We start from the raw sequence: 26,858 nt of genomic DNA on the forward strand, positions 1-26,858 counted from the left end.
CCCGGGACTGTCCCGCTCGTGCCACGGGTCAGGCCGCGGTGAAGGAGCCCACGAGCATCAGGCCCGAACCGCCTCGCCCTATCCGCCGTATCCGTCGTAGGCGCCGCACCAGCCGTCCCAGCCGTACCAACGGTGGTATGTCCTCCCGCGCCGACGACACGATCGCGCCGACCCGCAGCCACACCCACCCCACCGACCGACCCGGTCGGGTCCCTCGACGGCCCGCGGCCAGGCCCGCCCGCCGACCCGAGCCGATGGCCACTTGGGCGGAGGCGGCCCCCGACCGGGCGCGTACGGGCCGCGGGCGGTGTCGCGTGTCGGGGCGTGGGGCGTCGATGTCGGCCCAGACGGTCTTGCCGGCCCGGTGTGTCCGGACGCCCCAGCCGGTGGTGATCGTGTCGAGGATGTGTAGCCCGAAGCCGCCCTCGTGTTCGGGGCCGGTGTCGCGCCGGGTCGGCATCCCGAGGTCGGTGTCGGTGACGGACAACCGCGCCCCGCGTCTGGTCCGACGCAGGGCCAGGGCCACATCCCCGTCGGTGTGCAACTGTGCGTTGGTCAACAGCTCCGACAGGACCAGGACGGCGGGCGCGACGCGATCCTCGTCCCAGCCCCAGCCGGCGAGAGTGGTCCGTACCGCCTTCCGGGCCCGCCCGGAAGCGCCGGTCTGTCGTGGCACGCGCCACCGGACGAGGGAACGACGAAGCCGAGGCATGATCCTCCTCAGGGGCACGGGGCGGACGGCGGACGGTACTTCGGCTCGAAATCGGCGCATGGACCACCAGGACAAGGAATGCCTCGCGTGCGTTCTCGTCCGGACGGTCCCCGAGGCCGACGCCGTCCTGCCCGCACGCCTGCCCCCCAACCCACACCCCAAGCGTCACCCGTTCGAGTCGATCGGCTACATCGACGCGCCACGCACCACGCGCCACCCATCACACCGGCCCCGACGATCCGCCGAAGTTCGTCGGAAGCCCCCGTGAAGCAAGCACGCGATGCTCGGCTGCGTCGTCGACGTGTCCGGGACGGCGAACGGCCCTGAAGTACCGGGCCACGCTCACCCGGCGGGCGGGTGTGTGGCCGGCGCTTCAGGGCCGGATGTCGCGGGGTGCGGGTCAGGCGGTGGTGACCGCGTGGGGTGCGGGGCGGGTGACGGGGCCGGATCGGCGGGCCTGGGCGGAGCCGCTGCGGCGTCCGCGCGAGGAGGAACCGCTGCCGGTGCGGCGGGGGCGGTCCACCACCGGCGCGGTGATGACGACCGGGATTCCGGAGGGCGCCTGGGCGCCGGTGATCCGGGACAGTTCGGCTTCGCCGGAGCGGACCTGGGTGGTCTGCGGCGTGATGCCCGCGTCGGACATCAGGCGGACCATTTGGCGACGCTCGCCGGGCAGGACCAGGGTGACCACGCTGCCGGACTCGCCGGCACGGGCGGTCCGGCCGCCTCGGTGCAGGTAGTCCTTGTGGTCGCTCGGCGGGTCGACGTTGACGACCAGGTCGAGGTTGTCCACGTGGATGCCGCGGGCGGCGACGTTCGTGGCGACCAGGACCGTGACGTGGCCGGACTTGAACTGGGTCAGGGTGCGGGTGCGCTCGGGCTGGGACTTGCCGCCGTGCAGCGCGGCGGCGCGGACTCCGCTGTTGAGCAGGTGCGCGGTGAGGCGGTCGACCGCGTGCTTGGTGTCGAGGAACATGATCACCCGGCCGTCGCGGGCGGCGATGTGCGTGGTGGCGGCGTTCTTGTCCGATCCCTGCACGTGCAGCACGTGGTGTTCCATCGTGGTGACCGCGCCGGCCGAGGGATCGACCGAGTGCACGACCGGGTCGTGCAGGTACTTGCGCACCAGCAGGTCGACGTTGCGGTCCAGGGTGGCCGAGAACAGCATCCGCTGCCCGTCGGGGCGTACCTGGTCCAGGAGTTCGGTGACCTGGGGCATGAAGCCCATGTCGGCCATCTGGTCGGCCTCGTCCAGGACCGTGACATCGACGTCGGCCAGCACGCAGGCGCCGCGATCGAGGAGGTCCTTGAGCCGGCCCGGCGTGGCCACGACCACCTCGGCGCCGGCCCGCAGCGCGCTGATCTGGCGGCCGATCGGCATGCCGCCGGTCACCGTGGCCATCCGCAGCCGCAGCGAACGGGCGTACGGGGTAAGGGCGTCGGTGACCTGCTGGGCCAGCTCACGGGTGGGCACCAGCACCAGCGCGAGCGGGTGCTTGGGCTCGGCGCGCCGGCCGGCGGTACGGGCGAGCAATGCCAGGCCGAAGGCCAACGTCTTGCCCGATCCGGTCCGGCCCCGGCCCAGCACGTTGCGGCCGACCAGCGAGTTCGGCAGCGTCGCCGCCTGGATCGGGAACGGCTCGGTCATGCCCAGACCGGTCAACGTCGCCAGCAGCTCGGACGGCATGTCCAACTCGGCGAAGGAGGCCACCGCGGGCAGCGCCGGGGTGATGGTCACCGGAAGCGCGAACTCCCCCCGGACGCCGGAGGAGCGACGGCCGTAGCCGCCGGAACCGCCCGACCGGCCGTAGCCGCCGGAGCGACCCGAGGCGCCGGAACGGCCGTAGCCGCTGCCGCCGGCGGCCGAGCGGGTGTAGCCGCCGGTGCCGCCGCTACGGCCGCGGGAGGAGGAGCTGTACGAAGAACTGGTGGAGCGGGCGTTCGGGTTCACGGGGAACCTTCCTCGACACGGCACGTACCGCGGAGACCCGGCAGCCGAAAGCCGCGCAAGGCATCACGAGAACGAGCCGAAATGAAAAGTAGAAATGAAGTGGGGCGAAGGAATTCGCGCGAACACACTTCGAAAGGCGCGGCGCCGTCGGAAAAAGCGGCCGGCTCGAACGGACTACAAAGTCCGGGGGCGGTGGGCGGTGCGCGGTCGTAAGCCGTCGGCTGCCGCCTACCGGGCGGGGATACTGCGTCGCCTGCTGTCGCCACGACTTCGAGAAGAGGGACGAGCGGCCTGCGGTGGACATACGAACGCCGTGCGAGGGGCCCGCGACCTTACGGTGGCGGGCCCTTGCACGGAGGCGCCGAAAGGGCGTCAGGCGGGAACGATGTTCTCGGCCTGCGGGCCCTTCTGGCCCTGGGTGACGTCGAAGGAGACCTTCTGGCCTTCCTGGAGCTCACGGAAGCCCTGGGCGGCGATGTTCGAGTAGTGGGCGAAGACGTCGGGGCCGCCGCCGTCCTGCTCGATGAAGCCGAAGCCCTTTTCCGCGTTGAACCACTTCACGGTGCCAGTGGTGGCCATGTCGTTCTCCTTCGTTTGGGAAGCAGTACCGGAATCCACGATGTGCGATTCCGCGTCGCCGCAAGGAGCCCATCCGGAGATGACCGGCCAAACAAAAAATGCACCCACGGATCACGCCCGTCAGGTGCACACAAAGTTCATGGGTACCACAACTGCAACGGGATCAACGTAGCACGGATACCGACGACTTCACGGACTCCGACGCTCAACCGGCCCCGCTGATCGGGGATTCCGGAGGCCGGCGACCCGCCCACCCCCGACTCGTCCCGCCCTCCCACACCACCGACCCCGAGCGCCTCGGGTCCAACCGCCCGCGCCCGGAAACCCCGTGGCCGGGGTCGATTCCAGCACCCACCGGCGACCGCGAATTCACCCGAACGGGTCGGCAGCAGGTATAGGTGACTCCCCGAGGCGCGGACGGCCTCGCTTCTCTCGGGCTCAGCTTGCGGCCGGGCCGGGGAGGGCGAGTGTTCATCGGGAAAAATCCGGAACGCGGTACACGGCGGGTCCCCCGGCCGGAATTCTTCGGCCGAGGAACCTGCTTTGGGCTCGGCGTCGCGACGGGAATTCATGCCGCTTTCATGATGCCGCTTCGGGGGCCGTGGAATTCAGGGCGGCTAGTGGCTCAGCGCGGTGAGTACCGCCTTGGCCATGGCGCTTTCGCCGGCCGCGTTCGGGTGGAAGGGGACTGTGGGTGAACCTGGGATCAGGCCTTCGACCCACGGTTGGTCGGAGCACACGTCGTGGCCCTTGCTCGGGGTGGCCGTGTCGATGTACGTGGTGCCGTTCGCGGCCGCGGTGGTGGCCAGCATGCCGTTCAATTGGGTGAGGATGCCGCGCAGGTACGCGACGTCGCCGATCGCCAGCGGCTGGCGTCCGAAGCACGTCCACTCGTTGTCCGGAACGACCGACGGATAGCCGACGAGGACGATCTTCGCCCCCGGTGCCTTGGTGTGGATCGCCTGGAGGGCCGAGGCGAGTTGCGGTGCGGTCGCCGTGATGGCGGCGGCGAGGGCGTCGTTCTCGTACACCCATGACAAGGTGCCGAAGTCGAAGTGCCGGTCGGCGTATTGGTTGTGGCACGGAGCGCCGAGCGGGTCGGACCCCGACACCAGGATGCACTTGAGAATGACCTCGACGACACCGAGCGGGGAGGCGCTGAGGTCGTTGCCTCCGATGCCGAGCGTCACCAGGTCGGTGTCACTGTCGACGGCATTCAACTGTGGCTCCGCGGAGACCTGAGGCGCCGTCAGGTCGAGGACCTTCGCACCCGAGCAGGTCACGTCGCTGTAGTCGGTCACGCCGAGCGAGGCCGCGACGACACTCCCGAAGTTGTGGTTCGAACGCAGGCACGCACCGGCGGACACATCCGGTATGCCCGCGCCCGCGGCGTACGAGTCGCCGAGCGCCGCGTACTTCGAGTAGGACGGCGCACCCTGCGCGGTGGCCGGCCCGGTCAGGACCGTTGCCGCGAGTAGAGCGGCAGTACCGAGTAGCACGGAGGATTTTTTCAGGATCGTGTCGAGCACAATTCCTCCCGAGAGGGCCGTCATCGGAATTTGTTTGTGGTACCGGCCGGTAAGCTACTGCCGGGTCACTAACATGTCCAGAGGCGCGGAAAGTAAATCCCCGATTAATTCCCGGTGTTACTGCGGACCTTTTCCCGCACGCTGATCCGCGCGGAATGATTGGCGATTTACGGGCATGCCGAAATTGTTATTGCCGGACTCTGTCGTGCATTCGGTCCCCACCGTCGCGGCACGGCCCCCAGGTCCCGTGCCGCGACGGCTGCCCCGACGGCTGCCGCGATGCCTGCCCCGACGGCCGCCCCCGCGGCCGCCCCCACGGCATCTACGCCGGCGTGCGGTCGCCCTGCTCGCGCACGAGCCCCGCGCCCGCGCCGGTGGTGTACCGCCGCCGGAGCATCAGAGGGTGAATGTGGTGGTGATCCGCGGGTCGGCGGCGTGCCTGCCGATGGCCAGTCGGTAGGTGCCGGGCACCGTGGTCCAGGCGTTCGCCACGGTGTCCCAGCGCTTGAGGGTCTGCGGTGTGACGTCGACGCGGACGGTCTCGGTGGCACCGGCGGGGAGGTCGACGGCGGTGAAGCCGATCAGCCGGAGTGGTTCGGGTGCGCCGAACAGCGTGCCGTCCGCGGGTTCCAGGTACACCTGCACCACTTCGCGGCCGTCGCGCGTGCCGGTGTTGGTGAGTGTGACGTCGATGGTCAGGCCCTGGTCGGCGTCGCCCTCGACGTCGGCGTCGTCGTAGCGCCAGTCGGTGTAGCCGAGTCCGTAGCCGAAGGGGTAGGCGGGCTTGGCGCCGCGCTGCGCCCACAGGCGGTAGCCGATGGTGTGGCCTTCGGTGTAGTCGATTCCGCCGTCGACGACCTTCGTCGACAGCAGCGGGACGTGCTCCTCCTCGGCCGGGAACGTCGAGGGCAGCCGGCCGCCGGGTTCGACCCCGCCGGTCAGGACGTCGGCAAGTGATGCGCCGCCTTCCTGGCCGGGTAGCCATGCCCACAGCACCGCGGCCACCTGGTCGCGCCACGGCATGAGAACCGGTGCACCCGCGTTGACGACGACGATGGTGTTCGGGTTCGCCTCGGCGACGCGGGCCACGAGCTCGTCGGTACGGCCGGGCAGCGCCAGGTTCTTGCGATCGAAGGATTCGGATTCGATGTCGTCGGTGGTGCCCACGACGACGATGGCGACATCGGCCGCGGCGGCGTCGGCGATCGCCTCGATGAGCTCCTCGTCGTCGGACAACCGCGGGGTGCCCCAGCCCATGCCGATCTTGCCGAACAGGGTCTCGACCACGCTGTGGAAGACCAGTTCGATGTCGACGGGCACGCCAGCCCGCGCGTCGACTTCCAGGCGCCGCAGCGGCGGGCGCAGCAGCATCGCGCCCATGTCGGTGCTCTCGGCGGCCGAATGGACCTCGTGGGCCACGCCGTCGACCGTGAGCGTGAACGCGCCGGCGCCGACGACATCGATCAGGTGGGTGCCGTCCACGACCGGGGTGAGTCCGGTGCGCATCGCCACAGCGGTGGTGCCCTCGACCATGGTGCCCGGCCAGAAGACCATGCCGGGGTCGAGGCGCACGGCGGTGTCCAGCACGGTGCCGTCGGCGGCCCGGTACTCCAGGCCGACGCCCGGCTCGCCGGTGGCCGGGTCGACGATGGCGTCGCGGGGCAGTGCGGGGAGGTACCGGTGGGTGAACGCGCCGGACCGTACCGTCAGTTCGACGTCCGGACCGAGGGCGGCTCGCAGTCCCTCGGGGATCCCGACGATGTGCTCGGGGTTGACGTGCGCGGAGCCGCCGCCCTGGGCGGACAGGCGTACCGCGTTCGGGCCGATCAGGGCGACCCGGCGCAGCGCCGAGGCGTCCAGGGGGAGCGCCCGGGCACGGTTCTCCAGCAGCACCATGGCGCGGGCCGCAACCGAGCGGAGCTGCGCCGTGGCGTCCGCCGGAGTGCACGTGTGGCTCCGCGCGACTGCCTCGTCGAGCACACCGACACGGGCGGCGAGCCGCAGGACGCGCAGCACCTTGTCGTCCAGGACGGCCTCGTCGACCCGGCCGTCACGCACCGCCTCGACGAGCGGTTCGAGCCACTGCGCGGTGGGGCCCGGCATGGCGACGTCGGTGCCTCCGACGACGGCGGGCTCGGTGGAGCGGACCGCCGTCCAGTCGGAGACCACGACACCGTCGAAGCCCCACTCGTCCTTGAGGACGTCGTTCTGCAACCGGGAGTTCTCGGTCATCGACGCGCCGTTGACCGAGTTGTACGCCGACATCACGAGCCACACCCGGGCCTCGCGTACCGCCGCCTCGAACGGCGCGAGGTAGACCTCGCGCAGCGCGCGCTCGTGCACGCGGCTGTCGTAGGACATGCGTTCGTCCTCGGAGTCGTTCGCGACGAAGTGCTTGATCGTCGCGGCGACTCCGGTCGACTGGACGCCCTCGATGAACGCGACGGCGGTCCGCGCGGTGAGCAGCGGGTCCTCGGAGTAGCACTCGAAGTGCCGGCCGCCGAGCGGGGTGCGGTGCATGTTCACGGTCGGTGCCAGCAGGACGTGGACGTCCTTGTCCAAGGCCTGCGTGCCCATCAGCCGGCCCACCCGGCGTGCCGTCTCCGGATCCCAGGTGGCCGCGGTCGCGGTGGGGGAGGGGAACAGCAGCGAGGTCTCGTGCTCGCCCATGGCGACGCCGCGCACTCCTGCCGGGCCGTCGGACATGCGCAGCGCGCGCAGGCCGATCTGCGGCAGTTCGGCCAGCGACCACATGTCGTGGCCGGCGACCAGGCGCACCTTGTCTTCGAGGGTGAGCCGGCCCAGCAGGGCGGTCAGGTCGTGGGCGTCGGCCGGGTCCGGCGGGATGAGGTGGTTCATGTTCGACTCCATGGCTTGCGTGTCGGTGCTTTGCCCGGCTGGTGCGGACCAATCAGCGGAGCAATCAGCGGAGCAGTCAGCGGGGCAATCAGGACGGCACCGCGATGAAGCGGTTGGTGCCCGGCTCGTACGCTTGGACCCGGAAGGGGAGCGCGCCGTTCGGCGTCTGCTGCGAGTACGTCGCGTCGTCCCGGTAGTTGGGCAGGCGGTACTTCCCGAGGCCGAATCCGGCCTGCTGGAAGGTGTTGTAGTTCAGGTCCTTGCCGGTCTTCCCGGCGATCGCCTTGAACAGGGAGAGGTTGATGCAGGCCGTCTGGACGGATCCACCCAGGGTCGGCAGGCCGGGGGCAACGGTGGTGGGGTCGACGAGCTTGCCGGTGAGCGAGGGGTCGGCCTGTTCGACGGTGTGCACGCAGTCCACGATCTGCGGTTCCGTCCAGTCCAGCACGGGGTTGACCACCACCGAGCCGGTGAGCGTGCCGAAGTCGTGCCGGGCCTTGTCCTGCGTGTAGCCCGAGGGGTTGAGGCTGAACAGCAGGCGCGGGCGCCAGTCCGACTTCTCCAGCATCGCCGGTATCTGCGAGGCCGCGCCGCCGGTCAGCAGGATCGTGTCGGCGCCCGCGGTCCGGGCCTTCTGCAGGAGGACGGTGCCCTGCTGCAGGGTCGCGGCCGGGTCGCCGACGGTCGACCCGAGGTATCCGGTGGCGACGGGCGTGACGCCGTTGCGCTTGAGCGCCGGCAGAAGGATGTTCTCGGCGTCCGTCTGCCCCTGGGTATCGGCGACGACGGCGACCTTCCTGCCTGCCAGGTCACCGTGCGCCGCGAGCGCGTCGACGGCCTTGGCGGAGGCGTCGCCGTCGATGTCGGTGAACCAGGGGGCCCCGGCCTGCGCGTACAGCGCGGCCGGCATGGCCCCGCCGATCAGTGCGGTCTTGTGGGTCCGGACGTAGCACGAGGTCTGGTCGGCGATGGGCAGCATGCCCAGGACCGCGAAGACCTTCTCGTCCTCGGTGAGCTTCACACAGGTCTCCTGCGCGGAGGCCGGAGCCAGCAGGTTGACCTTCGCGAACACGGGGACGATCTTGCGGCCGTTGATCCCGCCCGCGGCGTTGAGCTTGGCGATCAGCGCCTTGTATGCGACCTCGAAGTCACCCGCGTCGAGGTTGACGAACGGCTTGAGTGCGGCGAAGTCGGGGTAGACGACGCCGATCCTGATGCTGTCCGCGGTGACTCCCGGCGCCGCCGCCGGGATGGCCGGAGGGTTCGAACCGGAGGGGGTGGTGGGCGACTTCTTGTCCTCGACGGTGCAGCCCGCTGCGGCTGCCGCCACGCACAGCGCGGCCAGTATCGAGGTGGCACGCCGGGCGGTCGGACGGATACGTCTGGTGGTGGTCATGCCGGTGGAGTCCTTTCGGAGGGCGGGGCGCAGTTGGAGGGCGGTGCGCAGCTGCGAGGGCGGGGCACAACTGGAGGGCGAAGCACAACCGAGTGGGGTGTGACAGGCGACGGAACCGGCTCAGGTGGGCACGCGGTCGCTGCGTTCGATGGCGCGTTCGTCGGTGCCGAGGTAACTCGCCACGACCTTCGGGTCGTTGCGTACGGCGGACGGTGTGCCGGCGGCGATGACGCGGCCGGTCTCCAGGCAGTACACGCGGTCGCTGATGCCCATGATCAGCGGCATGTCGTGCTCGATGATCAGCATGGACGCGCCGAGTTCGCGACGGATCTCCCGAATGAGCGGCCCGAATGCCTCCGTCTCGCGCTGTGCGACACCGGCGGTCGGCTCGTCCAGGCACAGGACGCGGGCGTCGAGCGCGAGCAGGCCGGCGAGCTCGACGATCCGCCGGGTACCCGTGGACAGGTCGCCGATGAACGCGCCGGCGTATCGGCCGAGGCCCAGGAAGTCGATGAGGTCGTGTGCCTCGGCCTTCTTGGCGCGCTCTCCCTTCAGGGATTTGGGCAGCCACAGCGCGGACGACAGCAGTCCGGTACGCCCGCGCGCCTCCAGGGCGATCTGCACGGTCTCGGTGACCGTGAGCTCGGGGAAGAGCGTCGCGGCCTGGAAGGTGCGACCCAGGCCGACGGACGCGCGGCGCGCGGGCGCCAGTGTGGACACGTCCCGGCCGAGGAGTTCGATGGTGCCGGTGGCGGGGACGAACCCGCCGATGGCGTTCATCAGCGTGGACTTGCCGGCGCCGTTGGTGCCGATCAGGCCGACGATCTCGTTCGGCATGACCTCGATCGCCACGCCGTCGACGGCGGTGACGCCGCCGAACCTGACGCGGATGTTCGAGGTCGCCAGCACCGGCTTCCCGTCGGGCAGCGGTGCGCGCTCCGTGGGGGTGAGCGACCTGGGGACGGCACCGACGGTCTTCGCGGGTGCCGGGCCCAGACGTTCTTCCGCCCAGGAGAGCACGGCATCGCGCATCGCGTAGCCGATCTGGACCAGACCGCCGGGGAAGTACAGCAGCAGCATCAGCAGGCCGAGGCTGGAGGCGAGCAGCGGCACGATGGAGTTGCCGGGGAAGACGGCGGGCAGGCCGATCACCCACAACGATCCCAATACCGGCCCCGAGGTGGCGCCGAGTCCACCGATGACGACGACGGATACCAGCATGAGGGAGTCCGCGCTGCGGAAGTACGCGTTGCTGTAGGGCACCGTCTGGAGCGCGCCCGCGAGCAGCGCTCCGCCGAGTCCGGCGACGCCTCCCGCCAGAGCGAACGCCCGCAGTTTCACGCGGGCCGCGGGGACGGTGTACGCGGACGCGGTCGCCGGGTTGTCGCGTACCCCGATCGTGGTCCGGCCCACGCCCGTGCGGCGCAGCCTGCCGGTCACCGTGAGCACCGCCACGAGCACGGCCAACACCACGTAGTAGTAGGAGCGTTGGGCGGTGACGTCGACCCCGAAGACGTCGGTGCGCGGGAAGGACGCGGCGGTCTGCGTCGGACTGTCGTGGAAGATGTCCTGGGTGTAGACCCACTGTTCGCAGCCGACCGCGAACGCGAGGGTGCTGACCGCGAGAAGCAGTCCCCGCACGCGCAGTGCGCCGGCGCCGATCACGGCGGCGAGCGCCGCGGTCAGCAGCGCGGCGACGAACACGGCGGTGGGGAACGTCAGGCGCTGGACCACGAGGACGTCGCCGCCGCCGATGTCCAGCCGCAGTCCGCGCGAGAGCGAGGCCGCGGTGAGCGCGCCGATCCCGGCGAACGCCATCTGCCCGAGGGAGAGTTGCCCGGCCCAGCCGGTGAGCACGGTGACCGAGGCGGCGCAGATCGCGTACGCCAGGATGGTCGTGTAGAGCAGCTGCTTGGACGGCTGGGTGACGAGCAGCGGCATGACGACCGCGATCAGCCCGAGGAACACCAGGCCGAACCGCTCCAGGTTGCGCACCCACCACAGCCCTTGCAGGCGTACCGGGATCGGACGGACCTTGGGTGCGAAGGAGAACGTCGACGCCTCGGTGTCCCGGCCGCGCCCCACGACGAACACCGCGACGAGGACGAGCGCGAAGACGACCATGTCGGTCAGGCCGGGCCGGTCGATCCAGTTGAACTGGACGACGGATTCGAGCAATCCGAGGAGCACCCCGGCGACCAGGGCGACCCGGAAGGAGACCATGCGGGCGATCACCGCGGCCGCCAGCGCCCTCATCAGTGTGGTCATGCCCAGTACCGCGGGGGAACCGACCGATCCGGTGCGGCCGGAGATGAGGATCAGGCAGATCGTCGTGACGAGCCCGGCGATCGCCCACACCGCGGTGGAGACGGCCTTGGGGCTGATGCCGTTGAGCCTGGCCAGGTCCGGGTTGTCCGCCGATGCCTTGACCGTCTTGCCGAGCACGGTACGGGCGAGGAACCAGCCGAGCGCGATGGCGACGAGCGGGACGACGACGAGCACGGCGAGCTGGGTCGCGGTGACCTCTATGCCGGCGGGACTCCACTTCGCCGTGGACCACACGGGATACGTGTTCGCGGCGTCGACCTCCGGATACGCCATGACGATCACCAGCGCCAGTTGGGCGACGCCGATCGTGGCGACCAGCAGGATCACGCGGGGCGCGGCGAACAGGCGTCGGATCACGACGAGGTCGACGACCGCGCCGAACGAGGTGCCGACGACGAGGGAGATGGCCAGCGCGATCCAGAACGGCACGTCGTAGCGGAGGTTCAGCAGGGCGAACAGCGCCGAGCCGACCAGGCCCATGTTGGCGACGGCGAAGTTGACGATGCGGGTGGAGCGGTGGATGAGAACGATGCCCATCGCGAGCAGGCCGATGACCATGCCGTTGACGACGCCGTCGAAGGCGAGCTGCCGGGTGAGTTCGATCATGCTCAGCCACCGTCCTTGCCGAGGAACACCGCGCGGGCGAGGTCGTCGCGTTCGGCGAGTTCGCGGGCGTCACCGGTGAACCGGACCTGCCCCTTCTCCAGGAAGACCGCCCGGTCGGCGATCGCCAGCGCCACGTTCAGGGACTGCTCGACGATGATCATTGTCATGCCGTCCGCCTTGAGGCGCTCGATCACCGCGAGGAGGTCCTGGACCACGACGGGGGCGAGGCCGAGGGAGAGTTCGTCGATGAGCAGCACCTCGGGGTCGTGCATCAGCACCATGGCGAGGGCGAGTTGCTGCTGCTGGCCGCCGGACATGCTGCCCGCCCGCTGGGCGAGGCGGGCGTTCATGTCGGGGAACACGTCCAGCACGTAGGCGAGCCTGGCGTCGCGGTGTGCCCGGTCCCGGTCGCGGAGCTGGAACGCGGCCATCTCCAGGTTTTCCGCCACGGTCATGCCGGGGAAGGTGCCCTTGCCGCCGGGCAGCAGGCGGATGCCGTACCGGCCGCGCTGCTCGGGCGAGACGTACGTGATGGTCTTCCCGTTGAGCCGGACCACGCCGCGCGAGGGGGTTCCGAGGCCGCAGATCGCCTTCAGGATGGTGGACTTGCCGGCGCCGTTCGTCCCCAGGAGCGCGAGGACCTCGCCGCGCCGGACTTCGAACCCGACGCCGAACAGCACCTGCACGTTGCCGTATTCGAAGTCGATGTCGTTGACCTGAAGCACCGGGACCTGCTCGGGGTCCCGGGCCTGGCGGTCCCTCTCCGCGAGCTCTTCCCGCAGCTCACGGACGACCAATGCCAGGTCGTTCTTGATGAACGAGGAGCTGCGGATCAGCATCAGGCTGCCCACCAGCGTCGCCGGGACGCCGATGACCAGTGCCGCCGCGCGCGCGTCGTACGAGTCCAGGATGAGCGCGGACAGCAGCGAGCCGCCGGTCGCGCCGATGAAGAAGATGTAGATCGCCGCGAGCGCCGTGCCCAACCCGCGTAGTTGGTACGGGGATACGGACTGCATGACCGGGCCGATCATCGCGAACGCCGCGGACAGGAGGATGAGCGGCAACATCTGTGCGATGACGAACGCGGGCGCGGTCGGCATGAACCACTGCACCGGCGTCAGCGCCGCCACCGGCAGGATCAGGTAGCCGACCAGCTTCAGGGCGCGCGCCGGGTCGGCGCGGTAGAGCCGGTCATAGCGGGGGCCGACGAACGGCAGGACGGCCAGCACGCCCAGTCCGCCGAGGGTGCCGTACACCCCGCGCTCGAAGGTGCCGAGCCCGAAGTGGTCCTCCATCCACAGGTTCGTCAGCACCGGTCCGGTGAACAGGCCGAAGCCCATCGCGGCGAACGCCACGATGACCGTTTTGGTGGTGCGGATGCGCATCAGCCGGGCGAACGCCGCCTCGATCGAGATCGGCATCGGCTTGTCGTGGGTGATGACCTCGCCGAGCACCGCCTTCATCTCGTGCTGTCCGCGCGGGGGTTCGGGCAGCCGGAAGGCGTACAGCGCCACGAGCGCGGTGGGGACGCCCAGGACGAAGAACGCCCAGCGCCAGCCGTCGTCGCCGCCGGCCACGGCGGCGATCGCGCCGACCACCAGCGGGCTCAGCACCCCCGCGAGGCGGCCCGCCATACCGGTCGCCGCGGCGATGCGGCCCCGTACCCCGATGGGGTAGGTGTCCGCGTTCAGCGAGCCGTGCACCGGCAAGGTACTGGCCTTGGCCACCCCGACGCCCAGCCGGGCGAGGAACATCAGGAATACGTTCGCCGCCATGCCGCACGCGAACACGAAGGCGGCGAAGGCCAGTCCGGCCCACCCCGCGACCCTGCCGCGCCGGTACCGGTCCGCCAGCCAGCCCATCGGCAGCGCACCGAGCACCAGGAACGCGCCCGACGCCGCCGACAGGAACACGATCGCGCCGTTGCTCATCCCGAACGAGTCGCGGATGTCCGGGGCGAGCACCCCCAGCGTCGCGGTCTCCAACTCGTCGAACGCGGACAGCGCCATCAGCGTCAGGAACGTCGCCGACCCGCCCGCGGCAAGACCCTGTCGGAGGGTCAGCTGCTCGCCGCCCACCCCGGGCAGCAGATCGTCGGCGAACAGCACCTCACGTTCGGCCTCGGCCGCCTGGGCACGTTCCGCCTCTGCGTCGACGAGTTCGGCCGCCAGGCCCGCGGCGGAGTGGCGCTGTTCGTCCCGAGGCGCGACCACCTTGGTGGCGTCGTCTCTGGTGGCATCGTCCACCGCGCCGCTCACCGGCAACGTCCGTAACGCGCGGGCCGGTTGCGCCCATGTGCTGCCTGCGGCCGCGCCGGATGGCGCGATCGCCTGCCGTGCCGCCCGTGGGACGGATCAGGCGCAGGGGGAAGGAAGGTCGTACACATCGGGCATCCTTCGCGGCTCGGAACGGTCACCACACAGACGAACCCGCAGGCGTGACACCCCGACCGCGCGCATGCGGCCGTGACGTCTCCCGGTGCGGAGCCCAATTGTTTATTCGAGATTAAATAAATGTCCAGACCCTGGAGGGGAGGACTTCTCGGGGCCGTTCAGGCGCTGCGCCGCTATCGGGGGCGGGCCGAACCCGATGCGCGGCGATGGGGAGGCAGGCCGAACGCGATGCGCGGCGATCGAGGGCATGCCGCACTCGATCGCGGCCGTACCCGAAACGCCCTGCAGACCCTTGGGGTCTGCAGGGCGTGCCGTCGACTGCGACGCGAGGCCACCGGGAGGCCGGGCATCCGGAGGATCGCCGGGCGGCGGGGTTCGGCGGGGGTCCGCCGCCGTGGGTGGCCGGGTGAGCCCTCTCAGTTCTCCACGTCCACCGAAATCCAGAAGTCCGCCAGCGCCTTCGCGGTCTCCTCCGGTCGTTCCTCGTTCGGCGTGTGCCCCGCGTCCGCGATCACCACGTGCCGCGCGTTCAGGTTCCGGGCCATCTTCGCCTGCGTCGCGGGCGTCCACGGCTGGTCGTTCTCGCCGCACATCACCAGGAAGCGCACATCCGTCCGCGCCAACGCCGCCACCCGCGACGGCTCTCCCAGCAGCGTGCGGATGATCCCGATCAGGTTTGCCTTGTGGGTGTGCACGAGCCGGTGCTTCAACCACACCTGCGAGCCGTGCGCGAGTCCGGCCTTCTTCAGCTGGCCGCGCATGAGCATCCACAGCAGCGACGTCCCGCCGATCCGCAGGATCCACACCAGCGGCCCGACCATCTTCGCGCCCGCGAACTCGGTGTTGCCCGGACCTGTGCCGAGCAGCGTCAGGCTCCGCACGCTCGACGGCGCGTCGGCCACGGCGCGCTGCGCCACGATCCCGCCGAAGCTGTGTCCCAGCAGGTGCACCGGCGCGGTGTCGACGGACGCGATGACCTCGGCCAGTTCGGCCGCGAAGGCGGTCACGTCGTACTCCCGCCACCGGGTCGGGCCGGGTGACTGGAACTGGCCGCGCTGGTCGTACGACACGACGCGATACCCCTCGGCGGCCAACGGCTCCAGCATCGGCAGGAAGTCTTCCTTCGAACCGCTGAACCCGGGCACCAGTACCGCGGTGCCCCGCGTCTCGACGCCTTCCGGCGGCGTGATCTCCAGGGCCGCGAGCGGCCCGCCGGTGGTGCGCAGTTCGATCCGCCGGGCGGACTCGGGCAGCGGGGTCGGGTAGAGCGACGGGTCGGCAACGGTGGCCATGACCACTCCTCGATCGGAAAGTGCGGCTCCGGAAACGGCGCTGAAACGAGTCAGCGGCCGGGAGGCGCCGAGTGTAGAACCACCGAAAGGGCAAGGGAAGACTCGGCCCGCACGTCGACGAGACTCGGGTCGCCGGGTGGGATCGCTCGGTGGGGCCGCCGGGTGGGGCCGCTCGGTGGGGCCGTGCGGTGGGGCCGCCGGGTGGGATCGCTCGGTGGCCGTGCAGTGGGGCCGCCCGGTGGGGTCGCTCGGTTCAGCCCTGGCCGGGGTCGGCAGGCGAGGGTGCCAGACCGGCGAGTGCCGCGTCCAGGTCGAAGGCGAACTGCGCGTCCGGGTCGTAGTCGGCGTGGCCCGCGGCGCGCAGGAGCGGCAGCGCGTCCGGCTCATCGCGCAGAATCTCGGCGATCGTCGCGCGATGCGGCTCCTGCCCTTGGGCGCGCAGCATGAAGACCGAGCGAACGTTGATGTGCACCAACTCGCCGATCAGCGTCACGCACCGCCCCGCGACCACCGGGTCGAAGCCCGCGTCCACCAGGACTTCGTGCAGCCGCTCGATCTGGTCCAACTGCCGCCGCCCGGCCGGCCCGCTGAACGCGAAGTACTCCGCATGCCCCGGCAAGGTCAACGACGCATCGCGGGTGGCGTAGGCGAACGCCCGCAGCCAGGTGCGCCAGTCCGCGTCCGGCGGAGGCATCCACGACTCGTCGAGTACGCGCTCGATCCGCGCCGCGGCCACCAGCGCCGCCAGCGAATCGCGGTCGCCCACGTGGTGGTAGAGATTCGGCGAGTGCACCCCCAGACGGGCGGCCACGGCCTTCATGCTCAAGGGCTCGCCGGTCGCGTCCAACTCCAAGGCCGCCTGCACGATGCGGTCGCGGTCGATCCGCGCCGGCCGTCCGCGTCCGCGTCGGCCGCCGCTCATGCTCCGACCTCCCGCAATGTGTTCTCCCGAAAATTTCCGGCGCAGCCGCCATCGGCGCACCGCAAGTGGGATTCGTCAGTGCGATTCTTCCACGGGCGTCTGTTCGGGCGCCGCGCGGCCGGGCGACCGACGCGGACCGACGTGGTTACCGGATCCGCTGGTCGGAGTGCCCCTCGAGGGATTTGTTGCGGCTGTCCGCGAGTTCGGCCCGGCTCCGTATGCCCCGTCGGCGGCGCGCGGACGATGCGGTCGGTTCGCGGGTATCGAAGAGCGGTCGCCGCCGGTGTGCATTGCTCCACCCGATTGGTTTCGCTTGCAGCCTTTGTTACCCGGTGGTAGAAGAAGCAGCGGAAGCTGACTCGATTCAGCCGTGCGGTCGCAGCGCTGCCGATGCGCCGATGACCCCTGTGCAGGGGCCGCTGGATCACCGGTTTCCGGTACACCGGCATGCGCCGGTTCGTTCGGCGCCTTACCGAAAGGCCCCCCATGTCACGAACCCGTACCGCCGCCAGACTCGCCGCCGTGGCAACCGCCGCGGTGATGGCGGCAGGCCCCCTCACCGTCACGTCCGGCACGGCCTCGGCCGCCGCCGGCTCGTGCGCCGACATCGACGTAACCTACGCCATGGGCACGCAGTTCGGCCCGTCCGACTCCGACCCCGTCTACGACGCCCTCGTCGCCGCAATGGACACCCGCCTCGGCGGCGCCAAAACGGTCTCGTACTACCGCGTGAACTACCCCGCCAGCCTTGAGCCCTGGTCCGCGTCCGTCGGCAATTGGGACCTCGTCCGGCACATCAAAGCCCAGGCCGCCGCCTGTCCGAACCAGATCTTCGCGGCGGTCGGCTACTCGCAGGGCGCCAACGTCGTGTCCAACTCCGTCGGCGTCAGCAGCCTCGGGTCCCTCACCGGCGCGCCCATCGTCGCCGTCGTCCCGGCGAACATCGAACCCCGAGTCGCAGCCCTCGTGCTCTACGGCAGCCCGCAGCGCGGAATGCCGCTGTACAAGCCGACCACGATCACCGGCACCTACCAGGCCCGTACCCTCGACGACTGCGCCACAGGCGACCCCGCCTGCGGCGGCGGCGTCGACCCGGCCGCCCACCTGTCCTACTCCCGACCCGAACACAGCGTCCCTGCCGCGGACTTCATCGCGGCACGTATCTGACCGACGCCAACCGCACCATCCGCCGGGCCTCCGCATCGCCGGGAGGCCCGGCCACCAGGCATGCCGCGATGGCCGCCGACCCCGCAGTCGTTCGACGCAGCAGATCCGCCCCTTTCGAGTGGTTGATCGCCGACGAGGCATACGGCCAGGTCAACGCCTCAGGTATCGACTCGAACACCACGGCGCAGGCGTGGAGACGCAGGTCGTGCCGGCCGGGGCGCGCACGGCGAGCGGGTCTACGACTGGGCCGGGGCCTCGATCCGGCCGTGACGCGAGGACGGCGTCGAGCACTGGGTCCTTGCCCGCCGCAGCCTCAAGGACGCGACCGAGATCGGCGATCACCGACGACGGCGCGGTGTTCAAGCCGGTCCGTGACCCGTGGACCGACATCGTCCTCCCGCTCGCTGCCCTCGCGGACGCCATCGCGCCCGGCATGATCCGCGCCCGGCCGAGGATCGCCATGGCGCTGCGGTCTGGGCGCTGACGCGGAGGCCGTCGCATTGGCGGCTTCTGCGGTGCGCGCGAGACTGGAGGTGAGCGGTGGGGCTCGCGTGCGACGGACGGAGTCGCCCGTGAGCGGCGGGGCCCGCACGTGCGACGGAAGGAGTCGCCATGAGCCGGCTGACACGCGACACCGAGCAGACACGGTTCTCGGGTACGTTCAGTGCGACCGTGCCCGCCCCCGCGGACGCCGTCTTCGCCCTGGTCACCGACGTGGCGCGGCTTCCCGAGTGGAACCCCGCAATCATCCGGGTACTGGAGGCCCCGCCGGTGCTGGCGCCGGGGGCCGAGTGGGTCGTGGTCGTCAAGCCCACCGGGTGGCCGTCGTGGCCGAGCCGGTCCCGGGTGCGCGAACTCCATCCGCAGAGCGGGGTCTTCGCGTACCGCTCCCGCACCGACGACGGCAACCCCAGCTACGCCGACTGGCGCTGGCACGTCACCCCCGAAGCCGGCGGGGCGCGGCTGGCCGTGAGCTGGGAGCTGCACCCGCAGACGTTCTGGCGCAAGCACCTGTTCGCGCGCCTGCGGCAGCACCGCCTGTCGAAGACGGAGGCCCCCGGCTCGGTGGCCGCCCTCAGCCGGCTCCTGTCCACCCCATGACGTCGCGGGGGCCACGTTCCCCTGATGCCCACCAGGGCCGTTGACTCGTACGCGCGGTAAGTGAAGGCTTACGGTTCGTGGGGACTTGCGAAGCAGCGTTGGACGCAACTCGGCCCCGGCGGGGCACGCACCGGTCTGGTCATCGAGCCAAAGGCAGGCGGCCGCTGGTACGCGACCACCAACGACGGCCCGGACCGCACCACGGTCACCCTCGTGCGCACCACGTCGCCGTTTCACTCGTCGTGGTGGTGGGGACCCGGTTCGGGTTGCGGTTCCGCGCCGCCCGGATCGAGTCGGAACGGCGGGTACGCGTCGGTCATGAGGGCCTCGTAGGCGACCACGCGAAGCACCCAGCGGTCGAGGCCGATCACCAACGCGTAGATGCCCCTGGGATAGCGCCCGGTGAACAGCAACGCGACGCCCGCGAACAGAACCAGCGCGGGAATGAGCCCGCCCCAACGCCACGCACCGGCGGTGAAGATACCGACCAGGATGAGCTGCGGAAGGACCAGCAGCCACCACTTGACCAACACCAGCCCGCGCGAAAGGCGTTCGGGGTAGACGATGTCGAATCGCGCCGGGTACTCGGGGTGTTCGGAGAGGGCGAAAGGCGGATAGCGATCGGTGCCCAGCCCGCCGTAGCCGTAGTACCAAACGCGCCAGGTCCAACGCAGGACACCGACGTTGAAGTCGAACAGCGGGCGCGGATATCGGGTGGTGAACAGGATCGCGAAGAACGCCACGATACTGACCACGAGAAAGGCGATCCACAGGAAGCACAGCACGATCGCGTGCGGGATCAGCAGGAACCACTTCACCACCCACAGCCAGCGGGACGGTTCCGCTTCGAGTCTGGCTTCCAGTCGGACGGGCTGGGTCGTTGCGGCGTACATGTGACCTCCTCGACGGCGGGACGGCTGACACGCTCCGTGCCCCTTGATCGCCGGCTCTCGCAACCTCCCCGCGCCGCCGCCTCGAACTCACGACGACCGGGAACCCCCGATCGCTTCCTCAGGCAGAAGGCCTCGCCGGCCTCGTAGACCTCGTCATGGTGGGCGAAACGGTAGGTCAGCCTGCCTTTGTGTGCGGTCGGCCTTCGAGACCTTGGGCATGGTCGTCACCTCCTGCGCCCCCGCCCTTCCATGATCCTGCGGGGTGGCACAGAGCGCAGGAGATGACTCTCCGGTCCACGGGCATGCGGACGGCCCCGGCAACCACTTGGCCTTCCAGGGCTCACGGACGGCGGCTCATCGGACCACTTCCGATCCCTGCATCGTCAACAAAGTCGCCACGCACAGTCTCGTGAAGTTCACCCCACTGCTGGTCGCGGAAGGTCTCGAGGGCCTCGAGGACCTCGCAGGGAGGACCTCGAGGGCCGGCGTCCCCGACGGCGTCGAGTGCTTGGAACGCGCGCGTGCCCGTGGTCACCGTCGACGACGCGGGTATTGCGGTCCTGCGCGAGTTCGTGACTTCGCGTGTCCGTGGGATCGCCAAACGGGAGCGGTTGCCGTGAAGGCCCCGTCGCCAAGGGGGAGCCGGCGGGGCGATCCGGCCGGGTCAGATTTGGCTGGTGATCTCGGTGGCGGCGCGTTCGCCGGAGACGACTGCGGAGTTCAGGGTGGCGACGTCGCCCATGGTGTGTTCGCCGGCGAAGTGGATGCGGCCTTCCTGGATCTCTTCGTAGCCGGCGAACGAGGTGTACTGGCCGGGCTTGTAGTAGTGGTACGCGCCGTAGTGCCACGGGTCCAGGGACCAGTGGTCCTCGTACGCGCGGCCGTTGTACGCCGCCCTCGTGCCGGGGAGGATCTGCTCGACCTGGGCCAGGAACCATTGCACGTCGGCCTGGGGGGCGGGGCCGTGGGCGGCTCCGGTAAGCGTGTTGCGGGCCACGTTGCCGCCGGGGAAGTTGACCAGCAGCGCCGGCGAACCGTTCGGGCCCGATTGGACCGAGCCGTCCCATGCGGTCTGGTAACCCGACGGGCCCGTGTTGGTGACGCCGTTCCCGCCGCGCGCGGGCCAGGTCTTCCTGGTGAGCTGCGTGACGAGCTTGGCGTTCTGGCCCATGCCCTGGCGACGGATCGCGGTCAACTTCCGTGCGGACAGCTGCGCGCGGCTCAGGTCGACACGGCGCAGCATGCTGAACGGCAGCGCGAGCACCACGTGGTCGGCGGGGACCGAGACGATGCGGCCCGCGTGGTTGAAGGTACAGGTGTAGCTGCCGTTGGAGTTCCGGCACAGCGCGATGAGTTCGTACCCCTGCTTGACGGATCCTGCGGGTAGTTGTGCGGCCATTCCTGTGACGACCTGGTCGTTTCCGCCGATGATGTGGTATTTCTCGTCGAAGCCGCCTTCCTCGCTCCCCTTTTTCCGTTCTTCCTCGCCGCCGCCCCCGAAGACGGACGACCCGCCGAGGAATCCGATGATGTTCAGTGCCGAGACCTCGGACGGCTCGCCGCCGCCCTGGAGTTGGAGGGTCTGGATCAGCTGGGCGATGCGGGAGTCCGCGGACAGGCCGATCTCGTCGAAGTAGTCCAGGCAGGAGAGTTGGTCGAGGCGGTAGGCCTCGGGGTTGTAGTGGTTGTAGCGCGCGTATCCGGCGGCCGTGTACGACGCGTTGAAGGCGTCGTAGGCCATCGAGACCCAGTCCTCCTGCTGTTCAAGGCCCGTGTACAAGCCGCCGTTGATCCACGCGAGGTAGTCGCCCGTGTCGAGCTGACCACCGTTCGCGAACTCCTTTTTCAGACCCAGACCGCGGGCCAGATTGAGGATGGCGGTGTCTCCGGAGCTGATGAACGATCCACCGTGCTCGTGGACTTGCCCGCCGGCGAAATAGTTGCGCAGTGACCAGCAGCGGCCGCCGATGTGGGTGGTGTCGGCCTCGTACACCGTGGCGGCGATCGGAGTGGGTCGCCTCCAGAGTCGGTGCGCGCAGCGCAGTCCTGCGAGGCCCGCGCCGACAATCACGACCCGAGGTGCGGTCGAAGCCGCGGCCGGCGAGCCGCCCAGGACCGCTGCCGCCCCCAACATGCCTGCGACACTGAAGAGTTGACGGCGGCTCAGACCGCGGTTCTCGGCTTCGCGCTCCTCGGCCTCGTCGTACGCGTTGATCTCGGACCGGGGCAGAGTGTCCCTGACGGCGTTGAGGTTGTCCGCATCGACGTACGTCATGAAGAAGTAGTCGGCTCGCACAGCTCATGGCTCTGATCGACGAAGTCGACCGCCGGCACTGGAACCTTCGTGTGCTCCCGGATCAGCCGCAGCGCCGCCAGTTCGGTTGCCATGGCGCCGCGTTCGTAGGTCATGACCTCGACGTCCGGCGGCGGCGCTATCTTGAGGACGACCTGCGCGCCGGATCGCAGCCGGATCCGATAGGCCACGTTGAAGCAGCCGTCGCTCAGTTCGCTGACCCAGTCCTCGCCCGCGTCGCACACCTGGTCCGGGCCGTAGGCGCGGGCGACCATCGCGCGAAGCGCCTCGACTGGCTGCCGATTCTTGGTGGTGCTCTCCATCAATCCTCCGCCCGAAGCATGATCGGAAAGTAGCACCGGGACCGCACTGTTCACTCGGGTCTCCCGCGATGCCTGGCCCGCCCCGGCCATTCAGCGTCATTGGACGAGTTGACGCCGTGACAGCAGACAGGTGTCGCTGAGCTGCAAGGATGCGAGTGTCGAGTTCGTATCCGGTGCAGAAGTCAGGGGAGCGTACTGAGCGGGATCTGGCACGCCACCGCCTCCCCGATCGTCGGCAAGCTCTCCGCGTCCTCCCGGCAGAACGCCCTCGCGGCCGCGCTTCGGGCAGGGCCGCGAGGGTGGGCCCCAGGACGTGCCGGTTCTCGACCATGCCGAAGCCGGGGTCCGCGAACGAGGACTGGGCGTTGAACGCGCGGGCGGGACCGTCGTCGCCCGCGGGGGGGCGTCCAGGGATGCTGCGGTGTAGCCGGCGGCGGTCAGCCCCTCGGTGACCCGTTCGTCACCGCCGCCCCTCGCCGTGCCCGCACGTCACCGGCGAACGAAGGGGCGGTCGCACAGGGGAGACGCGTGCGGGGATTTCGCCCCGCCCCGCCCCGCCTCGGCGCGGGCACGGGACCGCGCTCCAGGTCACGCCGACGCGGGGTGTCCCGCGGGGCCGGTTGGTGCAGGCGATCGGACGGGGGCAAGCTGGAATGGTGCACAGGTCACAGGGGCCCGGCCGTACGGAGGGAGTCGGGGATGATCGAGGCGGCGGACATCCGCGAGTGGCGCACCCACGACGTCGTCGACCCCGGTGGCCACAGGATTGGCACGCTCGAGGCGGTCTACGTGGACACGAGCACCGACGAACCGGCCATGGCCACTGTCCAGGTCGGGCTGCCGACCCGGCACCGACTGGTCTTCGTCCCCTTGGACGGCGCGGTCGTGGGGCCCGGCTACGTCAAGGTCGCCTATGACAAGGCCCTGGTGAAGAAGAGCCCGGCCATCGGCACCGACGACGTGCTGCCCGCCCAGGACGAGGAGGCCGTCTTCCACCACTACGACATCGCCTACTCCCCCGGGGCCCACGGCGAACGACAGCTCGCCCGCCGCTGAACCCCCGCACCGACCCGGGAGGCGCCCGCCGTGACTGTCTTCCTCGCCTTGGTCGTCGTCGCGATCGTGCTCGGCATCATCGGCGCCGTCGCCGACGGACTCGGCTACCTGCTGATCATCGGCATCGTGGTTTTCGTCGCCGCGCTGGTCCACCTCGTGGTGCGCTTGCGCCGCTCCGGCCGGCGCCCCGTTCGCTGACCGATCCGGACGCACCGGGCGCGGCGACGTGATCGCCGAGATCACCGTCTCCGGTCGCGAAGGCGCGAGGCGCGAGGCGTGTCAGCTTCTTTTGGACACATCCCGTTCCCGTTGATCGGGTCATGTGGCGTGCTGGGCGCGCGTGGAAGTGGCTTCGGCGATGAGGAGGGCGACGTCGTCGTGGTCGTCGGGGTGCCGCAGGGAGTGCAGGAGCCACCGGCAGGTTTCTTCCAGTGGCCGGCGTGGCCCGTCCAGGGTGCGCACCAACGTGTTCAGGCGCTCGTCGATGGAGTGGTGGCGGGTTTCGACGAGGCCGTCGGTGTAGAGGACGAGCCGGTCGCCCGGTTTCAGATCGAAGGCGGTGGTGTGGAAGGGGACGCCGCCGACGCCGAGGGGCGCACCGGTGGGCAAGTCGAGTAGTTCCGGTTTGCGTCCGGTTGCGGCGAGGACGGGCGGGAGGTGCCCGGCGTTGGCTATGCGGCAGTGGTGGTCGTGGGGGTCGTAGACCGCGTAGATGCAGGTGGCGATGTAGTGCTCGAGTCCCTGGGTGATCTTGTCGAGGTGCCGCAGGACCTCGTCGGGGGCCAGGTCGAGGTCGGCGAAGGCGCATGTGGCGGTGCGCAGCCGGCCCATGGTGGCGGCGGCGTCGATGCCGTTGCCCATGACGTCGCCTATCACCAGGGCGGTCTTGTCGCCGGCCAAGGGGATGATGTCGTACCAGTCGCCTCCGACCTCGCTGGTTGCCTGGGCGGGCTGATATCGGGAGGCGACGTCCAGGCCGATGAGCTGAGGCGGGCGGCCCGGCAGGAGGCTGCGTTGGAGAGTCTCGGCGGCGTTGCGCACGCTCTGGTGCCAGCGGGCGTTGTCGATGGCGACGGCGGCGCGGGCCGCCAGTTCCCCGGCCAGGAGCACGTCGTCCTCGTCGAACGGGAGCGGGTTGCGCGCGCGCAGGAGATCGAATGCGCCGATGACCTCGTTGCGGGCGATCAGCGGCACGGCCAGGTAGGAGTGCACGCCTGCGCGGGCGAACGCGGCCGCGCCGGCGGCGTCGCGGGCGATCCGCTGCAGGTCCTCGGCCCCGACGTTCCCGACGACGACAGGTTGCCCGGAGTGGACGCACTGGGTGATCAGACGGTCCGCGCCGTAGGCGGCAAGGTCCCCGGCCTTCAGGGCGGCGGTGGCAGGCGTCGGATACGCGGCGGCCACGGCGAGCGCGCGGAACAGCTCCGGGCCCGGGGCGTGCGAGGGGGCGGTGCGCCGGAACGCCAAGACGGCGTCGAGGACGTCGACCGCGGCCACGTCGGCCAGACCGGGCACGGCGACCTCGGCCAATTCCTGGGCGGTCTGGTCCACCTCCAAGGTGGTTCCGACGCGGGCCGAGGCGTCGGCGATCACCGCCAGGCGGCGCCGGGCCCGGTCCGCCTCGGTCGCTGCCCGGTGGCGTTCGCTGACGTCGACGACCGAGATGGCCACACCGATCACCCGCCCGCTGGGGCCTTCGAGCCGGTAATAGGACATCGACCACGCGTGATCGTGGTCCGCGTCGGCCGGGGTACGGCCGACGATGTACTGGTCGGTCAGAGGTGTGCCCGTGAGCTGTACCTGGAGCAGCGCGGACTCGATGGTGTCGATGTCGAGGGATGGCAGGATGTCGCGGGGGTGGCGGCCGATGTGGTCGGCGGCCGCGATGCCGTTGATGCGTTCGAGAGCCGGGTTGACCAGCAGGTATCGCAGGTCGTTGTCCAGCAAGGCGATGCCGATGGGAGCCTGCGACACCAGTCGGTCCGTCAGGGCCAAGTCCGTCTCCACACGTCGCAGCGTCGTCTGGTCGGCGGCGATGCCCAGGGCGTAGACGTCACCGAGGTCGTCCAGCAGCCGCATGTTGCGGAACTCCACCAGGCGCGTGCTGCCGTCCTTGTGCCGGATCGGGAATGCGCCGGCCCAACTCGCGCCGGTGCTCATCACCTCGGCGAACAGCTTGACCACCAGGTCCGCGTGTTCCTCGTGGACCAGCACGTGAGTCGCGTGCTGCCCCAGAGCTTCCTGGGCCGTGTAGCCGAACACCTCGTCGGCCTGCGGGCTCCAGAACACGATCCTTCCGTGCTGGTCCAGCACGATTGCGGCCACGTTGAGCAGGTCGAGCAGTCCTCCCGGCGGCGACGGCACCGCCCGATGGCCCCGCTCCTCCTCTGGGACCGGCTGGTGTGCATCCATCCTCGAAGGCTCCCTCCTGGTCGGAGCCGCTCGGCCCGCGCTCCGGTTGAGCACCTCCCTTCCATGCTGCACCCCGAACCGGTACCCCACGATCCGGGCCGCGGCCCGGCAACGCTTGAGCCGTGGGGTGGACCGGCATCCACCCATGTAGGGCTCGGCCCGCGCCGCGCCCGTTGGGCCGCCTTCGGCAGGGCCCGGGCGTACGGCGCAGCGCTGCAGACGGCTGGACTCGCGGTGGCGCGTTCCCTGGGCGGCGCGTCACAACAGGGAGGCGTCACAACAGGGAGGTGTAGTGGCCGTGGCGTCATCCGGCTTCGCGACGGGCTTGTGCTTTTCGCGGCGATCGGCGGCGGTTGTCGGTCACCGCCATGAATGGCGGAGCGTGCTGAACACCATCCCGGCGGCGATCCCGGTGAAGAAGACACCGAATACGATCGCCCCGATGGGAGCAGACTCGGTGTTCAGGCCGTAGGCCAAGGCGTCCGTCGCGATCTGTACCGGCACGGCGCTTGTGAACATCCAGCTCACGGTGCGAAAGCAGAGCATGAAGAATCCGTCCCACCAACCGAACAGCATTCCCCACAGCAGAACGCCGAGGCCGAAGTAGGCCAGATAGAGCCAAAAGACGAGCATGGTGGCGGACTTCGGCAGGAACCACTCCGCTGTACCCATCACCTCCACGCCGACGACTTCGTCCCGCCACAGCCGCAGCGTGACCGGTTCTCCCTCCTGCGCCTTCCTGTAGAAGTTCCCCGACACTTCGCGGCCCTGTCGGGAACCGTCGGCCCGTTGCCAGGTGACCTCGTAGTGCGTGGTCGTGGTCGTGTAGCCCTCGGAGTCGGTTGACGTCGTCGTGTACGTGCGTCGGCCGGCAATCGAGCCCGCCTCGCTGCCGAAACAGTCGTCGCCTCGCTCGCACTTGACAGTCGCGCGGAACTCCCGGGTCTGCCGGTACGGATCGGCCGCACCGACGAGCGCGACCACGAGCACGCCCAGCCCGAGGGCGACGGCGACCCACCGCCCGACGGAACGGCCGGGCAGCGACG

The 26,858-nt window shown here is 70.1% G+C and carries 19 protein-coding genes; 4 read left to right on the forward strand and 15 right to left on the reverse strand.

The window, feature by feature from the left end; all coding sequences use genetic code 11:
- Positions 1 to 28: 28 nt before the first annotated feature.
- The 10 genes from OG928_RS29650 to OG928_RS29695 form a co-directional block, all read right to left on the reverse strand.
- Positions 29 to 676 (reverse strand): ATP-binding protein, encoded by a 648-nt coding sequence (locus tag OG928_RS29650; RefSeq protein WP_406289382.1) that lies wholly within the window; start codon positions 674 to 676, stop codon positions 29 to 31.
- Positions 677 to 1,112: 436 nt separating this feature from the next.
- On the reverse strand, positions 1,113 to 2,663 hold the full coding sequence (locus tag OG928_RS29655; protein ID WP_406289383.1) for a DEAD/DEAH box helicase: 1,551 nt from the start codon (positions 2,661 to 2,663) through the stop codon (positions 1,113 to 1,115).
- Positions 2,664 to 3,035: 372 nt separating this feature from the next.
- Entirely contained in the window at positions 3,036 to 3,242 is a 207-nt protein-coding gene (locus tag OG928_RS29660; protein WP_020554951.1) for a cold-shock protein, read from the reverse strand.
- 617 nt (positions 3,243 to 3,859) lie between these two features.
- Positions 3,860 to 4,795 (reverse strand): SGNH/GDSL hydrolase family protein, encoded by a 936-nt coding sequence (locus tag OG928_RS29665; protein ID WP_406289386.1) that lies wholly within the window; start codon positions 4,793 to 4,795, stop codon positions 3,860 to 3,862.
- Between the two features lie 372 nt (positions 4,796 to 5,167).
- Positions 5,168 to 7,630 (reverse strand): beta-glucosidase, encoded by a 2,463-nt coding sequence (locus tag OG928_RS29670; RefSeq protein WP_406289387.1) that lies wholly within the window; start codon positions 7,628 to 7,630, stop codon positions 5,168 to 5,170.
- A gap of 88 nt (positions 7,631 to 7,718) precedes the next feature.
- Positions 7,719 to 9,026, reverse strand: coding sequence for an ABC transporter substrate-binding protein (locus tag OG928_RS29675; protein WP_406289390.1), 1,308 nt, complete (start codon positions 9,024 to 9,026; stop codon positions 7,719 to 7,721).
- 120 nt (positions 9,027 to 9,146) lie between these two features.
- Positions 9,147 to 11,960, reverse strand: a complete 2,814-nt coding sequence (locus OG928_RS29680; RefSeq protein ID WP_406289393.1) for an ABC transporter permease subunit — start codon at positions 11,958 to 11,960, stop codon at positions 9,147 to 9,149.
- 2 nt (positions 11,961 to 11,962) lie between these two features.
- Positions 11,963 to 14,218, reverse strand: coding sequence for an ATP-binding protein (locus OG928_RS29685; RefSeq protein ID WP_406289394.1), 2,256 nt, complete (start codon positions 14,216 to 14,218; stop codon positions 11,963 to 11,965).
- Positions 14,219 to 14,769: 551 nt separating this feature from the next.
- Positions 14,770 to 15,645: an alpha/beta fold hydrolase gene (locus tag OG928_RS29690; RefSeq protein ID WP_406289397.1), complete on the reverse strand. Its 876-nt coding sequence runs from the start codon at positions 15,643 to 15,645 to the stop codon at positions 14,770 to 14,772.
- A gap of 253 nt (positions 15,646 to 15,898) precedes the next feature.
- Entirely contained in the window at positions 15,899 to 16,567 is a 669-nt protein-coding gene (locus OG928_RS29695) for a TetR/AcrR family transcriptional regulator C-terminal domain-containing protein (protein WP_406289399.1), read from the reverse strand.
- A gap of 522 nt (positions 16,568 to 17,089) precedes the next feature.
- Between OG928_RS29695 and OG928_RS29700 the strand changes: the two genes are divergently transcribed.
- Both OG928_RS29700 and OG928_RS29705 read left to right on the forward strand, forming a co-directional pair.
- On the forward strand, positions 17,090 to 17,734 hold the full coding sequence (locus OG928_RS29700) for a cutinase family protein (protein ID WP_406289402.1): 645 nt from the start codon (positions 17,090 to 17,092) through the stop codon (positions 17,732 to 17,734).
- A 612-nt stretch (positions 17,735 to 18,346) separates the two neighbouring features.
- A complete protein-coding gene (locus OG928_RS29705) occupies positions 18,347 to 18,835 on the forward strand; it encodes an SRPBCC family protein (protein ID WP_406289403.1) in 489 nt (162 codons plus the stop codon).
- A 233-nt stretch (positions 18,836 to 19,068) separates the two neighbouring features.
- Here OG928_RS29705 and OG928_RS29710 read toward each other — a convergent pair whose 3' ends face one another.
- The 3 genes from OG928_RS29710 to OG928_RS29720 all read right to left on the reverse strand — a co-directional run bounded on the left by OG928_RS29710 (position 19,069) and on the right by OG928_RS29720 (position 22,344).
- On the reverse strand, positions 19,069 to 19,728 hold the full coding sequence (locus tag OG928_RS29710) for a DUF4389 domain-containing protein (protein ID WP_406289406.1): 660 nt from the start codon (positions 19,726 to 19,728) through the stop codon (positions 19,069 to 19,071).
- A gap of 664 nt (positions 19,729 to 20,392) precedes the next feature.
- Positions 20,393 to 22,003 carry a flavin monoamine oxidase family protein gene (locus OG928_RS29715; RefSeq protein WP_406289407.1) on the reverse strand — a complete coding sequence of 537 codons (1,611 nt, stop codon included), beginning with the start codon at positions 22,001 to 22,003 and terminating at the stop codon, positions 20,393 to 20,395.
- Positions 22,000 to 22,344, reverse strand: coding sequence for a hypothetical protein (locus OG928_RS29720; RefSeq protein ID WP_406289409.1), 345 nt, complete (start codon positions 22,342 to 22,344; stop codon positions 22,000 to 22,002). Before OG928_RS29720 ends, OG928_RS29715 begins: the two co-directional genes overlap by 4 nt.
- Positions 22,345 to 23,043: 699 nt before the next feature.
- Here OG928_RS29720 and OG928_RS29725 point away from each other — a divergent pair.
- Positions 23,044 to 23,400 carry a PRC-barrel domain-containing protein gene (locus OG928_RS29725; RefSeq protein WP_406289411.1) on the forward strand — a complete coding sequence of 119 codons (357 nt, stop codon included), beginning with the start codon at positions 23,044 to 23,046 and terminating at the stop codon, positions 23,398 to 23,400.
- A gap of 30 nt (positions 23,401 to 23,430) precedes the next feature.
- A complete protein-coding gene (locus tag OG928_RS29730; protein WP_406289413.1) occupies positions 23,431 to 23,598 on the forward strand; it encodes a hypothetical protein in 168 nt (55 codons plus the stop codon).
- A gap of 120 nt (positions 23,599 to 23,718) precedes the next feature.
- Here OG928_RS29730 and OG928_RS29735 read toward each other — a convergent pair whose 3' ends face one another.
- Both OG928_RS29735 and OG928_RS29740 read right to left on the reverse strand, forming a co-directional pair.
- Entirely contained in the window at positions 23,719 to 25,812 is a 2,094-nt protein-coding gene (locus tag OG928_RS29735) for a SpoIIE family protein phosphatase (RefSeq protein ID WP_406289416.1), read from the reverse strand.
- A gap of 360 nt (positions 25,813 to 26,172) precedes the next feature.
- Positions 26,173 to 26,796 (reverse strand): hypothetical protein, encoded by a 624-nt coding sequence (locus OG928_RS29740; protein WP_406289418.1) that lies wholly within the window; start codon positions 26,794 to 26,796, stop codon positions 26,173 to 26,175.
- Positions 26,797 to 26,858 lie beyond the last annotated feature (62 nt).

It is taken from the genome of Embleya sp. NBC_00896, assembly GCF_045207785.1.
In the GTDB taxonomy this organism is placed as follows: Bacteria; Actinomycetota; Actinomycetes; order Streptomycetales; family Streptomycetaceae; genus Embleya.